This is a genomic window from Ferrimonas marina (assembly GCF_900129905.1).
GTDB classification, from domain to species: Bacteria; Pseudomonadota; Gammaproteobacteria; order Enterobacterales; family Shewanellaceae; genus Ferrimonas; species Ferrimonas marina.
In genome coordinates this window covers 13,969-28,300 of sequence record NZ_FQXG01000014.1, presented here as the reverse complement: position 1 = coordinate 28,300, position 14,332 = coordinate 13,969, and the positions used below count along the sequence as shown (strand labels likewise).

The window sequence follows — 14,332 nt, the reverse complement described above, 5'->3', positions numbered from 1 at the left end:
GATCAATGCAACGCCGGCAACGGCGCTAAGGAAAGCGAAGTATGACTCATCTGATCAACGGGGAATGGCAATCTGGCCAGGGCCCCAACCTGACCTCTTACAATCCGGCCACCGGCGAGGCGCTGTGGCATGGCCGTGGCGCTGATGCCAGCCAGGTGGACGCTGCTATCGCCGCCGCCCGGGACGCGCAGTTGGAGTGGTTCCTGTCCGGCCTGCCGGCACGGCAGGCGCTGGTGCGGGCCTTTAAGCAGCAACTGGAGGCGGACAAAGGGCCGCTGGCCCAGCTGATCTCCGAGGAGACCGGCAAGCCGTTGTGGGAAACCCGCACCGAGGTGGGGGCGATGATCGGCAAGGTGGAGCTCTCCATCACCGCCCATCAGGACCGCACCGGCGACAGCGAGAAAGCGCTGCCGCTGGGCCGTGCCATGCTGCGTCACAAGCCCCATGGGGTAGTGGCGGTGTTTGGTCCTTACAACTTCCCCGGTCACCTGCCCAATGGCCACATGGTGCCAGCACTGCTGGCGGGCAACACCGTGGTCCTCAAGCCGTCAGAGTTGACCCCCAAGGTGTCCGAACACGTGCTCAAGCTGTGGCAGGCGGCGGGCCTGCCCAAGGGGGTGATCAACCTGGTGCAGGGCGAGCTGGAGACCGGCAAGGCGCTGGCCTCACATCCGGGCATTGATGGCCTGTTCTTCACCGGCAGCTCCCGTACCGGCCACCTGCTGCATCAGCAGTACGCCGGTCAGCCGGGCAAGATCCTGGCACTGGAGATGGGCGGCAACAACCCGCTGATCGTCCGTGAGGTGGCCGACGAGCGCGCCGCGGTGCACGACATCATCCAGTCTGCCTTTATCTCCAGCGGTCAGCGCTGCACCTGTGCACGGCGGCTGTTGCTGCCCAATACCTCCCAGGGCGATGCTTTGCTGGCCCGGCTGCTGGAGGCCACTAAGCTTATCCGGGTCGACCAGCCCAACGCTGAGCCGGCGCCCTTTATCGGTAGCATGATCTCCTCCGAGGCCGCCTTGGGCATGGTGGCGGCCCAGCGCCAGCTGGAATCCCTCGGTGGTAAGGTGTTGGAGCCGCTGACCGTGGTGACTCCGGGCACCGGTCTGGTGCGCCCCGGTATCATCGACGTGACGGCGATCGAATCCTTGCCGGACGAGGAGTACTTCGGCCCGCTGTTGCAGGTGATCCGCTACGACGATTTTGACCAGGCGATCCGCATCGCCAACGACACCGGCTATGGTCTCTCCGCCGGGTTGCTGTCCGACAGCCGGGCTGAGTGGGACTACTTCCTGCCCCGCAGCCGCGCCGGCATCGTCAACTGGAACCGTCAGATCACCGGGGCAGCCGGTTCGGCGCCCTTTGGTGGCATCGGCGCCAGTGGTAACCACCGGGCCAGCGCCTACTACGCGGCGGACTATTGTGCCTATCCGGTAGCCTCGATGGAGGCGGACCAGGTGGTGATGCCCGAAACCCTGGCCCCCGGACTGGAGCTGTAGCCATGACCAATACCCTCGAATCCCTGTTCGACGCCCTGTGGCAGGACTACCAGGTGCAATGCCCCAGTGCGGTACCGATCCATCGGCTGCTCGGTGGTGGCGCGGCGCTGATCAACGACCACGTGGCGTTTCGTACCTTTAATCTGCCGGAGGTGGGGCTAGACAAGCTGGCGGCCCACTTCCTGGCACTGGGCTATGAGGCCAAGGGCGACTACCGCTTTGAGCAGAAGAAGCTGGTGGCCAAGCACTTTGAGCACCCCAACCCGGAGGCACCCAAGGTGTTCATCTCCGAGCTGTGCCTGGAGCAATGCTCCGAGGCGCTGCAGTCGGTGGCCCGGGATCTGGTGGCCCAGCTGCCCGAGGGGGCGGCGCAGCAGCCGGACTTCCTCTACAGCGGCGCACGCTGGCAGGTGGATACCGCCACCTACCGTGCGCTACTGGCGGAGAGCGAGTACGCCGCCTGGCTGGCGGCCTTTGGCTACCGGGCCAACCACTTCACCGTTAAGGTCAATACCCTGGCCGATTACACCACCCTGGAGTCGGTCAACGCGGCGTTGAAATCCGCCGGTTTCGCCCTCAACACCAGCGGTGGTGAGATCAAGGGCTCGCCGCAGGTGCTGCTGGAGCAATCCTCCACCCTGGCGGACAAGGTGGCGGTGCGCTTTGCCGATGGTGAGCTGACCATCCCGGCCAGCTTCTACGAGTTTGCCCGGCGCTACCCCGATGCCAATGGGCTGGAGTACAGCGGCTTTGTCGCCGCCTCGGCGGATAAGATCTTCGAGTCCACCGACGCCCGCTAACGCCAGGCGCAAGCCAATAAAAAAGGCATGTAGCGGATCTCCGGGAAAACAACTCTTTGAAGCTCTAACATCCAGCTATATCCGAACAGATTAGTGTGTCTAACCTGTTCGGGTTTGGCGAAGCACCGGCTCTTACACCGACTTTGAGGTGCCCGAGTGGAGTCGTCATCGGCAAGGCCGAGGGCCAGGATGGCCCGAGTGACCAGCGGAGGCAGGGATGTCGACTCTGGTCAGTGCCGCTAGCCGATGCCGTCGGAGCGAGGAACCAGCACCGATGGGAGGTAACGGGGGTTCCAAGGGGGCGAGTAGCCCCTTTGGTTGCTGTCGCCAACGCGACAAAGCAAAGAGTGGCAATTCTCACGAGTGAGAGTTAACCCCGCAAATCTGCGAAGCCAATAAAAAAGGCACCCCTCGGGGTGCCTTTTTTGATGCTTCGGTACGCTTAGCGCGTGCCGTAGACCACGATGGTTTTGCCATGGGCCTGGATCAGGTTCTGCTCTTCCAGCATCTTCAGGATGCGGCCCACGGTCTCGCGGGAGCAGCCAACGATCTGGCCGATCTCCTGACGGGTGATCTTGATCTGCATGCCGTCCGGGTGAGTCATGGCGTCCGGTTGACGGGCCAGGCTCAGCAGGGTTTGGGCGATGCGACCGGCCACGTCCAGGAACGCCAGGTCACCCACCTTCTGAGAGGTGGTTTGCAGACGGTTGGCCATCTGTGCGGACAGCTTCATCAGGATGTCGGGGTTAACCTGGATCAGCTGACGGAACTTCTTGTAGGAGATCTCGGCGATCTCACACGGTGACTTGGCACGAACCCAGGCGGTGCGCTCCGGCTGCTCTTCGAACAGGCCCAGTTCACCGATAAAGTCGCCCTGATTCAGGTAGGACAGGATCATCTCCTTGCCCTCTTCATCCTTGATCAGTACCGCTACGGAGCCCTTTACGATGTAGTACAGGGTATCGGACTCTTCGCCAGCGTGGATCAGAGTGCTCTTGGCAGGATACTTGTGGATGTGGCAGTGGGACAGAAACCACTCCAGGGTCGGATCGGGTTTTGGCTTACCAATGAGCGCCATAGTCTTTTTCCTTTCAGTAGGATAAAACGCTTAAAACTTAATTCAGAATTTTAGGGTTAAATGTTAATAGCGTAAAGTCGCGGACACTTTGAACTAGATCGAGTTTTGCGGCAAAAAGACCGAGGGTAACGCTCGGTGTTACCGAATCCGGTTTCTGCTTTCCCCGATCTTAACGTTATTCCGACGACTGCAGCTTATTGGCCTGCTCGGCCAGCAGACATTGTTGCCGTGTCTGCTTCAACTTCCGGATCAACGGGGTCAGGATCAGTTCCATGGCCAGGGCCATCTTGCCCCCGGGGACCACCAAGGTGTTGATTCTTGACATAAAGCTACCCTGAATCATCTGCAGATACAAAGGGAAGTCGACGTCAGACATGCCACGGAAGCGGATCACCACAAAGCTTTCATCCAGGCTGGGGATGTCCTTGGCGGAGAAAGGGTTGGAGGTGTCCACCGTGGGCACCCGCTGGAAGTTGATGTGGGTGCGGGAGAATTGCGGCGTCATGTGGGCGACGTAGTCCTCCATGGAGTGAACGATGGAGTGCATCACCTTGTCGCGGCTGTGGCCACGCTGATTGGTATCGCGCACGATCTTCTGGATCCACTCCAGGTTGACGATGGGCACCATGCCGATCAGCAGGTCAGCGTGCTGAGCCACGTTGACCTCGTCGGTCACCACCGCCCCATGCAGCCCTTCGTAGTAGAGCAGCTCGCTGTTGTCCGGCAGTGCCTGGTAGGGGGTAAAGGTGCCGGGCATCTGGTTGAAAGGTACCGCCTCGTCAAAGGTGTGCAGGTAGCGGCGGATCTGTCCAGATCCCTCTTCGCCGTACTGCTGAAAGAACTCCTCCAGTGCCTGGAAGTCATTGGCCTCGGGGCCGAAATAGCTGATGGCACGGCCCTCTTCCCGGGCCTTGCGGATCGCCACCTCCATCTCCGCACGGGTATAGCGGTGGAAGCTGTCGCCCTCCACCAGGGCCGCGTTAATGTCCAGCTGACGAAAGATGTGCCGGAACGCGGTGGTGGTGGTGGTGGTGCCGGCACCGGAGGAACCGGTCACCGCGATAATGGGATGTTTCGCCGACATAGTCCCTCAAGTCCGTCACGAATGGATGCATTTGTTATAAAGCTGTTAGCCCGGCCGGGTCAAGGCGCTTGGGTCTGGGCGATCGCTTCCCGCGGGCGGATGGCGATGCTTTCACTCTCCTCGGCAAACTCTACCACCCAGTCACCTCGACGCAGGGCGGCGTGGCCTTGTTGGATCGCCTGGGTCAGCGCCTGGGCGTCCACCGTATCGAACTGTTCATCGCCGACGTTGGCCAGCAGGTGCTCGCGGATCAGGTTATCCAGGGTCTCGCGGGGCAGCTGGGCCAGCAGGGTGGGGTAGTCGATCAGCATGGGGCTCTCCAAGTCAGGGCCGGGGCATTGTCACCGGCCATGCCAGGCTAGTCAAACTGGAAGCGTAACCGGGCCTGCAGGCCAAAGTCGGCGGAGTTGTCGGCATTGAGCAGGTTCTGCAGTAGCACGGTTTCCCAGGCCCACTGGCCGCCGTTGTAGCGGTAGCCCAGCGCGGCCTCGTGCACCGGTTTGGCCAGCTCGCCCAGGTCATGCACCACGCCCTGGGAGACAAGGTAGTGCAGCGCCAGGCTGTGGCGTGGGTTGAAGTGGTAGCGATAGCCGATGTCGCCATGCCAAACCAGCGAGCGGGCCTCGGCCCCAAGGATGCGATCGGCACCCTGGCCGCTGGCGGCCACCATCAGGCTCAGGCCGTAACTGCGGTGCTGGTAGCGATAATCCAGCTGCAGCGCGCCGTCCCAGCGACCGCCCTGGCGCAGCCAGTCCGGGCTGTCGTGGTACTGGGCCTGCACCGTGCTGCTGAGCTGGTGGCGGTCCAGGTCAAGCCACTGGTAGCCCAGCGAGAGGCTGGCCTGGTCGCTGAGCAGTTCGCCCTTGAAGTCGCTGAAGGTGCCCTGGGGCAGGTCCGCCAGGAAGCGGTGCTTGTCCACCTCAAGCCGACCGTTCTGATCCAGGCCGAACCATTTATGGAAGGTCAGGGTGGTCTGGTCGAGGCGCAGGTCCTCGGCCCGGCCGTGATGGTATTGCAGGCCGATGCGCCAGCGTCGATGGGGGCGAAACAGCAGCTCCGCACCCAGGTCGAGGCGATAGTAATCCAGCTCGTACTGATCGCTCTGGGCGAAGATGCTGGCGGCCTGGGCACTGGCGGACAGCTGCCAGCGGTGCTGAAAGGCACTGCTCATCGGGGTGGGGCTGAGCACCAGCGCCTTGGCCGGCGCGGCCGAGCGGATCCGGATAGGCTCGGCGTCAAAGGCCAGGGCCAGGGTCGGGGCCAGGCCGAGCAACAAGGTGCACGGCCACGGGATTGGAACGGTTGCTGCCATAACGCTCCTGGCAGGAGGACAGGCGCTAAGTTTAGACCGATAACGTCAGCGTTGATCTTGCGACAGAAAATCCAGGATGCGTCGCTCCAGGTAGTAGCGGGGCGACCAGGGCCAGCCACCCTCGATAAAGCCGACATGACCGCCGTTGAGGCACAGCTCCAACTCCACCCGGGGACTGAGCTGGTGCGGTGCCGGGATCACCGCCTCGGTCATAAAGGGGTCGTCGCTGGCGTGCAGCAGCAGGGTGGGGGTGTCGATCGCCTTGAGAAAGGGCAGCCCACTGGCCTGGCGGTAGTAATCGTCGGCGCCATCAAAGCCGTTGATGGGGGCGGTGACCGCATCGTCGAAGGCGAAGAAGGTGTTGAGCTGATTGAGCTGGGACTCGGACATCGGCAGTTGCGCCAGCTTGGGGCGGGTCTTGGCCTGCAGCCGGCTGATCAGGTGGCGCTGGTAGACCCGGGAGAAGCCCTGCTCCATGCGCCGGGCACAGGCGGCCAGATCCAGCGGTGCCGATACCACCACCGCCCGGTCGATCTTCGATTGGCTCTGCTTTTCGCCCAGGTACTTGGTCAGCTGGTTGCCCCCTAAGGAGTAGCCTACCACCCACAACGGGCTGCGGGGGTGGTGCTGGCGCAGATGGGCGACCACCTGGCCCAGGTCCTCACTGGCGCCGCTGTGATAGCTGCGCAGCAGGCGGTTGGGCTCGCCGGAGCAGGAGCGCTGATGCATCGCCACCGAGGCCAGGTTGCTCTGCTCGGCGGCCAGCAGCAGGCGGCGCATGTAGTGGGAGTCGGCGCTGCCCTCCAGGCCATGGACCAGCAGCAGCAGGGGCTGATGGGGGCGGGGACGCAGCTGCCAGTCCAGATCGAGAAAGTCGCCGTCGTCCAGTTCCAGCCGTTCCCGCTCCAGCACCGGGCAGCGACGGGGCCGGGTCAACACCGGCCAGATGGTTTGCAGATGGGGGTTGCGCCACCAGCGCGAGGGGCGAAACGACGAGCTTGTTACCATATTAAAACGTGTGTTTAAATATTGAGCATGACAGCCTACACAATTTGGCTGGATCCGCCAAGGAGGCACCATGGATCGACGGCAGTTCCTGCAAGCCGGGTTGGCCACCGGGGTCGCGCTGACCCTGGGGGTGGCACTGTGGCCGACCCCGGAGTTTGCCCCCCAGCCTACGCCCGGCCTGAGTGAGCCGGTCTCCGCGCTGTTTCCGCTGTTGATCCCGGTGGTACTGGACGGGGTGGCACCGGAGTCGGTGCTGCAGGAGCGCAGCGCAACGCTGCAACCGGAGATCCTGGGGCTGCTCTCGACCCTGCCCCCCGGGGTTCGGGCCCAGCTCGACCAGATTGGTACCCTGCTGGATAACCGCCTGACTCGATTGGCCCTGACCGGCCATGCCCTGCCGATGGTGCAGTGGCAGGCCGGTCAGCAGCAAGCCTGGCTGGAAGATTGGCGCCACCACTTTCTCGATACCCTGAAGCTGGCCTACCAGGCGTTGCGGGACCCGATCCTGGCCGCCTGGTACGGCATGCCCCAGCACTGGGGTGAGCTGGCCTATCAGCCGCCACAACTGGGCCGGGAGGGATGATGAGGGATCCGATGACACAAGGACTGGCCGCTGGCTGGGACCATATCGATGGCAGCACGCTGCAAAGCCCGAGGGCACTGGAGTGCGACGTGGTGATCGTGGGCAGCGGCGCCGGTGGTGGCACCGCGGCCGAGATCCTCAGCCAGCGTGGCCTCAAGGTGGTGCTGGTAGAAGCCGGGCCACTGAAAACCGCCGCCGATTTTGTTATGCAGGAGCGGGTGGCTTATCCCGACTTGTACCAGCAATCCGCCGCCATGCGCACCGCCGATGGCGCCGTCGCCATGCTGCAGGGGCGCTGTGTCGGCGGCTCCACCACGGTCAACTGGACCACCTCCATCCGCACCCCGGAGCCCACCCTGGCCCATTGGCGCAGCGAGTTTGGCCTCGACGACCTGACCCCGGAGGTGCTGATGCCCTGGTTTGAGCAGGCGGAGCAGGCGCTCAATATCCATCCCTGGCCGGTGCCCCCCAACGCCAATAACCAGGCCCTGGTGGACGGCTGTCAGCAGCTGGGCTGGTCCTATCAGGTTATCCGCCGCAACGTGCGGGGCTGTGCCAACCTGGGGTACTGCGGCATGGGTTGCCCCATCAACGCCAAGCAATCGATGCTGGTGACCACCATTCCAGCGGCGTTGGCGGCCGGCACCACCCTGCTCAGTCACACCGAGGCGTGGCAGCTGGAGCACGACGGCGAACAGGTGGCACGACTGCACTGTCTGACCCGGGACAGCCAGCATCAGCGCCGGTCGGTCGGGGTCACCGTGAGTGCCCGTCATGTGGTGCTGTGCGGCGGTGCCCTGCACAGCCCCGCTTTGCTGATGCGCTCCAAGGCGCCGGACCCTCATCAGCGGCTGGGCCAACGCACCTTCCTGCATCCGACCCTGCTGAGTCTGGCCCGCTTTGCCGAGCCGGTGGCGGCCCATGCCGGGGCGCCGCAAAGCATCTATTCCGATCAGTTCCTCTGGCCAGACGGCGACGGCCCGTTCGGCTACAAACTGGAGGCTGCGCCGCTGCATCCGGTGTTGCTGGCCAGTAAGCTGCCGGGGCTGGGCCAGGAGCACCATCGATTGATGCGCCACTTCGATCACCTGGGGATCGCCCTGGCGTTGGTGCGGGATGGCTTTGCTGAGGACAGCCCGGGCGGCCGGGTGAGCTTGGACAAGTTTGGCGATCCGGTGCTGGACTACCCCTTGTCGGAGCGATTCTGGGATACCGCCCGCCACGCCTTCGAGCGGATGACGGCGATGCAGTTTGCCGCCGGGGCGGAGGCAGTGATGGTGGCGCAGGATCCGGCCCAGTGGTGGCACTCGGCCGAAGAGGCAGCGCTGGGGATCGCGCAGCTGCAACTGGCGCCGCTGCAAACCACGGTGGCCTCGGCCCACATCATGGGCGGCTGTACCATGGCGGCAACGCCGCAACAGGGGGTGGTGGATGCCAGTGGGCGTCACCATCAGCTGCGCAACCTGTCGGTGCTGGATGGCTCGGTACTGCCCACCAGTTTAGGGGCGAACCCTCAGCTGACCCTGTATGCCCTGGCGCGGCGCAATGCCCACGCCCTGGCGGATCGGCTGCTGGCGCCGTCGGACGCGGCGGCCTAAGCGGAGGGAAAAAGGGATTAGAGTGGCGGCTCGGCCCATTGGAACAGCTGGCTTAACTGGGCCAGCAGATCGCCAGGCAGGGCGTTGGGCTCGATATCCTGGGCCCGCAGGCAGCTGTCCAGGTTGTCGCCCTCGGCGGCCGGTTGCAGTGTCGCCAGGGCCTTGAGGAGCAGCTGCTGGCCACGCCGCTCCATCACCAGCTCAACCTCCAGCATCTGCTGGTAGCTGTCATCCGGCAGGCTGTTCTTGGCCAGTCGGCGCAGCCGACGGTAGGGCTCCAGCATCTTCTGCTGCCAGTTGGCCTGGGCCTGATTGAGCGCCTCAAACTGGGCCTGGTTAAGAAACTGGCCCTGCTGCTCCAGCATCAATGCCAGCAACAAAAGGTTGGGCTCGAGGCGGTAGCGATCCTGCATCGCCAGCGCGGTTTGACGGGCCTCGGCGTGTTGCCACAGCGATTCGCTGAACTGCCAAAAGGCCTCGGGGGTGATCTGCATTATGACTCCTGGTGTTGCGCCTGAAGCTGCTCAATCTGCTCCTGCAGATCCAGCCACTCCAGCTCCAGCGACTCCTGTTGTTGCTGAATATCTCCTTGCTGTCGCAACAGATCGGTCAGCTCCGCCTTGCGGTTATCCTGGTACAACTCGGTGTCCGCCAGGCGCTGCTCGATCTGTTCGCCGAGATTGTCCGCTTCCGCCATCTTCTTGTCCAGTTTCTCCTGGGCCTTTTTCAATGGGGATAACAACTTACGCAGCTCTGCCTCGGCCCGTTTGCGAGCCTTGCGATCCTCGCTGGGTTTGCCCTCGGCACGGGGTTCGGCGCTGGCCGTGGGCTTGAGCAACCACTGGTGGTAGTCCTCCAGATCGCCGGTGAAGGGGGCAACCTGGCCCTGATCCACCAGGTAAAACTCACTGCAGGTTGCCCGCAGCAGGTGACGGTCGTGCGATACCACCACCATGGCGCCATCGAAGCCCTGCAGCGCCAGGGTCAGGGCGTGGCGCATCTCCAGGTCCAGGTGGTTGGTGGGCTCATCCAGCAGCAGCAGGTTGGGCCGTTGCCACACCAGCAGGGCCAGCACCAGGCGGGCCTTCTCGCCGCCGGAGAAGGGGCGCACCGGGCTCAGTGCCTTGTCACCGGCAAAGCCAAAGCCACCGAGGAAGTTGCGCAGCTCCTGCTCCTTGGCATCCGGGGCCAGGCGTTGCAGGTGGGCCAGCGGGGTGTCGTCCAGCCGCAGCGCCTCCAGCTGGTGCTGGGCGAAGTAGCCGATGCTGACGCCCTGGGCCAGCAGCAGCTCCCCCGCCTGCGGTGCCAGCTCGCGACTGAGCAATTTGATCAGGGTGGATTTACCGGCACCATTGCGGCCCAGCAGGCCGATACGGCTGCCCGGTACCAGGTTGAGGGAGATCTGGGCCAGCACGGTGTGGTCACCGTAGCCCGCCTGCACCTGGTCCAGCTGGATCAGCGGCGAGGGCAGGCTGGCGGGGGGACGAAACGCCATCTGGAACTGGGAGTCGGCGTGGGCCGGGGCGGACAGGGTCAGCTTCTCCAGAGCCTTGAGGCGAGACTGGGCCTGACGGGCCTTGGAGGCCTTGGCGCGGAAGCGGTCAACGTAGGACTGCATGTGCGCCCGCTCTCGCTCCTGCTTCTCGTACTGGGACTGCTGCTGGGCCTGGCGCTCCGCCCGGACCCGCTCGAACTGGCTGTAGTTGCCGTTGTAGTGGTGCAGTTGCTGCTGGTCCAGGTGAACCACCTCGTTGACCACCGCATCGAGAAAGTCGCGGTCGTGGCTGATCAGCAGCAGGGTGCCCTCGTAGCGCTTGAGCCAGCCCTCCAGCCAGATCAGGGTATCCAGATCCAGGTGGTTGGTGGGTTCGTCCAGCAGCAGCAGATCCGAGGGGATCAGCAGGGCCCGGGCCAGGTTGAGGCGCATCCGCCAGCCACCGGAGAACTCCGCCACAGAGCGTTGCTGAGCCGGCTGATCGAAGCCCAGACCATCCAGCAATTCCGCCGCCTTGGCCGGCACCTGGTAGCCATGATAGGCCTCGAAGGCATCGTGGGCGTGGCCGATGCGGCGGCCGTCGCCATCGGCCTGGGCCTGGTGCAGCTCCTGCTCCAGGTCACGGTATTGCTGGTCGCCATCGAGCACATAGTCCAGTGCGCTGCGACTGAGCGCCGGGGTCTCCTGGGCGACGCTGGCCTGGCGCCAGCGGGCGGGCAGGCGACACTCACCGGCATCGACGCCAAACTCGCCCTTGAGCAGCGACAGCAGGCTGGATTTGCCGACGCCATTGGCGCCCACCAGGGCCACCTTGTGGCCGGGGAAGAGAGTCACGCTGGCGTTGTCCAGCAGGCGTTTGCCGCCGCGGATGAGTTGTACCTGATCCAGGGTTATCATGGGGACTTGTCTACGAGAAAAAGTGGCCGGATGATAGCCCATTTCAGGCAGCGGCCCAACCACAGGTAAAGGGAGTATCACGGCGTGGTCAGTAAGAAACGCTTTATTGCCGGGGCATCCTGCCCCCAGTGTCAGGAGCAGGACAGCATCATGCTGTATAACGAAGCCGGAGTGGAGGTGATGGAGTGTGTCGCCTGTGGTTACCGCAAGCGGCAAACCGATGAGGCCACCCAGCAGCAGGCCGGTGAGGGCGAGGTGATCGGGGTGTTCAAGCCCGACTGAGGCCCAGCCAACTACACTGTGCTCATACCGTCACTAAGGAGAGTAGGCCAATGAGTATGGCGTGGAATGGGTTTGGCTTGCTGTTGGTGGTGGTGATCCTGGCGGCCCTGCTAGGCACCCGGGAGTGTGTTCAGCGCTGGCGCGACAGCCGCAGAAACAAGTGAATCCTGAGCAAGAGAAAAGGGGGCCCGAAGGCCCCCTTTTTTGCTGTGTGGTCGGTTAGCGACCGAGGAAGGATTTGGACTGCTGCTTACGCAGTTCCTTCTCGTCCGCCCACTCCAGCAGACCGGACTCCAGGTCCATCAGGTTCATGGTCATCTTGTAGTAGACGTCCTTAGTGGAACCGTTTTGCTTAACGATGGAGGAGAGGTTGCCGTACAGCATGTACTGGGCACCGACCTGACGGCCAAACTGGATCGCCTTGCTGGGATCCACCAGGCCGGCGTTGTTTTGGTAGTCCAGCTGCTTGCGCACCGCATCCACCTGGGTCATGTCGATGAAGCGGAACTTGCCGGAGCGGATCAGCTGGGTGCGGATGCTGTCGGTGATGGATTCGGTATCGATGTGTTCAGAGGTCTTGTTGGTGACCCGGTCGACGAACACGATGGGGCGATCGTTGGCGGTCAGCGCCGCGACGTGGGGGGTGGTCAGCATGGAGTCCACCATCTTGCCGGCCACCGCTTGCAGGTCGCTGGAGCCAAAGCTGACGTCGACGGTTTCGATCTCGGTGGCGTCGCGGTACTCCACCTTGGATTGACAGCCAGCCAGCACCAGCGCCAGCGCAATGGCAAACAGGGTATTGAGTTTTTTCATCGGTTGATCCCTCTACAGATCCTTAAATCAGTGTACTTCGAATTTGTCGACTGCTCCCCTGGCGTACGATCCACACCAGGGTGGTGCGCCCGGGGGCGGTAGCCAGGGTGTGGGCCTGACCATCCAGGGTCAGCTGGTGTTCGCCAGCGGGGACAAAGCCCGCCCAGCCCTGGGCCTGGCGCGGCAGGGTCAGCCAGCTGCGTCGGTCGGCCTGTTCAGTCAGGGCGTTGAGCACCTGCATGGAGAAGGCCCCCAGTTCGCCCCCCTGGCGCTCGGCCCAGCGGTTGGTGTTGTGTTTGGCCGTTAGTCTAATCCCCTGTCTGACCAGGATAAAGGGATATTGCTCCCGCAGTGAGCGGGCGGCCATTTGGTCCAGGTTGGCTAAAGGTTCGGTGGTCACCCGGGTGTCGGCGATGTTGAGGGTCAGCGGGGCCGGGGCCGGCCGGTTATCCCGGTAAGTGGGCAGGGCGATCTGCTGGTACAGCCCATCCCAGCTGAAGGGCACCCAGAAGCTCTGCTTGGCGGGCAGGGTGCCGGTTTCGTACAGCACCACCAGGCGGGCCTGGTCGGCGCCGGGACGCTCGACCTTGCCATAGCGCTTGGACAGGTCGTCGCAGTCGATCCCCACCTGGCAGGAGAGGCGCACCAGCTCCCGTTGCAGCAACCGGTTCTCCGGGATCAGCTGCAGCGCCTTGCGGATGTCAATCAGCGCGTCGTTGGCCTGGCCACCGGCCTCGTACAGCACGGCGTTGCTGAACAGCACATAGGGATTGATGAAGGAGTCCGGGGCGTTGCCCGCCTGGCGGTCGAGCTCAGTCAGCTGCTCATCGATGGCGGCGTTGCTGATCGCCCGCTGAGATTTGAGCGCGGCCCGGTAGGCTTCCTGCGCCTTTTGCTGGGCCTGGTCGGCCCGGCGGACCTCGACCATGGCGCCCTCGTACTGGCCCTGCCACAGGTAGTTGAGGGACTGCTGCTGGTGCAGCATCACCCGCTCAAAGGCCTGGCCATGGTAGGGGATCAGGTTGTCGGATACCGTGGCACCGCCCACCTGTGCGCTGATGTCGGTGAGCGAGACGATCGCCTTCCAGTCGTACTGGTCGTAATCGGTCATCGCCATCTGGTAGAAGCGGATGCTGGCGTCCAGATCGCCGCTGAGGGCGGCAACCCGGCCGGCCTCCTGGGCATAGAGCAGGCTGTCGGCACCGCTAAGACCACTCTCCAGCTGCTGGATCGCCTTGCCGCCGTTGCCGTTCGCCAGCTGGGTTTGTACCGAGGCGATGCGATTGGGGTAGGGCTGAAACAGGCTGCTGCCGGCACAACCGCCCAGCAGCAGCAGGGTCAGCAGCAGGCTCAGCCGTTTTGCCATTGCCGCTCCCACACGCTGGTGGCGACCAGATCCTCGGTGCTGCTGACCCGATCGAGGAAGGTTTTGCCGATCAGGTGATCGTACTCGTGCAGCAGGATGCGGGCGGGGAAGCCGGTCAGGGTGGTTCGCTGCCACTGGCCGTCGATGTCCTGATAGCGCACCTGCACCTCATCGGGACGGTGGACGAAGCCGCGCAGGCCCGGTACCGACAGGCAGCCCTCCCAGGCCCCCACCTCGTCGCCACCGGTGGCTTCGATCTGGGGATTGATCAACGCCATCGGCGCCATCAGTGGGGCGTCCGGGTAGCGGGCATTGGGCTTGGAGGCGATGATCAGTGCCTGGCGACCCACCCCCACCTGGGGGGCGGCGATGCCCACCCCACCGGCTTGCTCCATGGTGGCTTGCATCTGCTGGAGCAACTGGGCCAGGGCCGGGTCAAACTCGGTGACGGGGTCGGCATGCTGGCGAAGCACCGTTTCCCCCAGTTGCGCGATCGGCATAACCATGTCGGGCG

General features: G+C 63.9%; 15 protein-coding genes. 5 read left to right on the top strand and 10 right to left on the bottom strand.

What is annotated here, in order from left to right:
* Positions 1–41 precede the first annotated feature (41 nt).
* Both astD and BUC04_RS22685 read left to right on the top strand, forming a co-directional pair.
* Positions 42–1,502 carry a succinylglutamate-semialdehyde dehydrogenase gene (astD, locus tag BUC04_RS22690; RefSeq protein ID WP_067665501.1) on the top strand — a complete coding sequence of 487 codons (1,461 nt, stop codon included), beginning with the start codon at positions 42–44 and terminating at the stop codon, positions 1,500–1,502.
* Between the two features lie 2 nt (positions 1,503–1,504).
* Entirely contained in the window at positions 1,505–2,302 is a 798-nt protein-coding gene (locus tag BUC04_RS22685) for a DUF1338 domain-containing protein (protein ID WP_067665498.1), read from the top strand.
* Positions 2,303–2,744: 442 nt separating this feature from the next.
* On the opposite strand, the gene crp is transcribed toward BUC04_RS22685, so the two are convergent.
* The 5 genes from crp to BUC04_RS22660 all read right to left on the bottom strand — a co-directional run bounded on the left by crp (position 2,745) and on the right by BUC04_RS22660 (position 6,784).
* Positions 2,745–3,380: a cAMP-activated global transcriptional regulator CRP gene (crp, locus tag BUC04_RS22680; RefSeq protein ID WP_067665495.1), complete on the bottom strand. Its 636-nt coding sequence runs from the start codon at positions 3,378–3,380 to the stop codon at positions 2,745–2,747.
* A 175-nt stretch (positions 3,381–3,555) separates the two neighbouring features.
* Entirely contained in the window at positions 3,556–4,464 is a 909-nt protein-coding gene (locus BUC04_RS22675; RefSeq protein WP_067665492.1) for a phosphoribulokinase, read from the bottom strand.
* A 59-nt stretch (positions 4,465–4,523) separates the two neighbouring features.
* Complete coding sequence (locus BUC04_RS22670; protein ID WP_067665489.1) at positions 4,524–4,775, bottom strand: YheU family protein; 252 nt, start codon at positions 4,773–4,775, stop codon at positions 4,524–4,526.
* A 47-nt stretch (positions 4,776–4,822) separates the two neighbouring features.
* Entirely contained in the window at positions 4,823–5,776 is a 954-nt protein-coding gene (locus tag BUC04_RS22665; RefSeq protein ID WP_082766811.1) for a DUF3187 family protein, read from the bottom strand.
* 45 nt (positions 5,777–5,821) lie between these two features.
* Positions 5,822–6,784 (bottom strand): hydrolase, encoded by a 963-nt coding sequence (locus tag BUC04_RS22660; protein WP_067665483.1) that lies wholly within the window; start codon positions 6,782–6,784, stop codon positions 5,822–5,824.
* Positions 6,785–6,854: 70 nt separating this feature from the next.
* Between BUC04_RS22660 and BUC04_RS22655 the strand changes: the two genes are divergently transcribed.
* Both BUC04_RS22655 and BUC04_RS22650 read left to right on the top strand, forming a co-directional pair.
* Positions 6,855–7,367, top strand: coding sequence for a twin-arginine translocation signal domain-containing protein (locus tag BUC04_RS22655; protein ID WP_067665480.1), 513 nt, complete (start codon positions 6,855–6,857; stop codon positions 7,365–7,367).
* 11 nt (positions 7,368–7,378) lie between these two features.
* Positions 7,379–8,965 carry a GMC family oxidoreductase gene (locus BUC04_RS22650; protein WP_234977484.1) on the top strand — a complete coding sequence of 529 codons (1,587 nt, stop codon included), beginning with the start codon at positions 7,379–7,381 and terminating at the stop codon, positions 8,963–8,965.
* A 17-nt stretch (positions 8,966–8,982) separates the two neighbouring features.
* Here the strand turns inward: BUC04_RS22650 and BUC04_RS22645 are convergent, their stop codons facing one another.
* On the bottom strand, positions 8,983–9,459 hold the full coding sequence (locus BUC04_RS22645; protein ID WP_067665473.1) for a TIGR02444 family protein: 477 nt from the start codon (positions 9,457–9,459) through the stop codon (positions 8,983–8,985).
* Positions 9,459–11,357: an ATP-binding cassette domain-containing protein gene (locus tag BUC04_RS22640; RefSeq protein WP_067665470.1), complete on the bottom strand. Its 1,899-nt coding sequence runs from the start codon at positions 11,355–11,357 to the stop codon at positions 9,459–9,461. Before BUC04_RS22640 ends, BUC04_RS22645 begins: the two co-directional genes overlap by 1 nt.
* Positions 11,358–11,441: 84 nt before the next feature.
* Here BUC04_RS22640 and BUC04_RS22635 point away from each other — a divergent pair, with 84 nt between their 5' ends.
* A complete protein-coding gene (locus BUC04_RS22635; RefSeq protein WP_067665467.1) occupies positions 11,442–11,639 on the top strand; it encodes a YheV family putative zinc ribbon protein in 198 nt (65 codons plus the stop codon).
* Positions 11,640–11,858: 219 nt separating this feature from the next.
* Here the strand turns inward: BUC04_RS22635 and lpoB are convergent, their stop codons facing one another.
* From lpoB to def, 3 genes are read right to left on the bottom strand one after another with little or no spacing between them, the layout of a single operon-like run.
* Positions 11,859–12,452, bottom strand: a complete 594-nt coding sequence (gene lpoB, locus BUC04_RS22630; RefSeq protein WP_067665464.1) for a penicillin-binding protein activator LpoB — start codon at positions 12,450–12,452, stop codon at positions 11,859–11,861.
* A 22-nt stretch (positions 12,453–12,474) separates the two neighbouring features.
* Positions 12,475–13,818 (bottom strand): COG3014 family protein, encoded by a 1,344-nt coding sequence (locus BUC04_RS22625; protein ID WP_067665461.1) that lies wholly within the window; start codon positions 13,816–13,818, stop codon positions 12,475–12,477.
* Positions 13,803–14,324: a peptide deformylase gene (def, locus tag BUC04_RS22620; RefSeq protein WP_143165848.1), complete on the bottom strand. Its 522-nt coding sequence runs from the start codon at positions 14,322–14,324 to the stop codon at positions 13,803–13,805. Before def ends, BUC04_RS22625 begins: the two co-directional genes overlap by 16 nt.
* Positions 14,325–14,332: the final 8 nt, after the last annotated feature.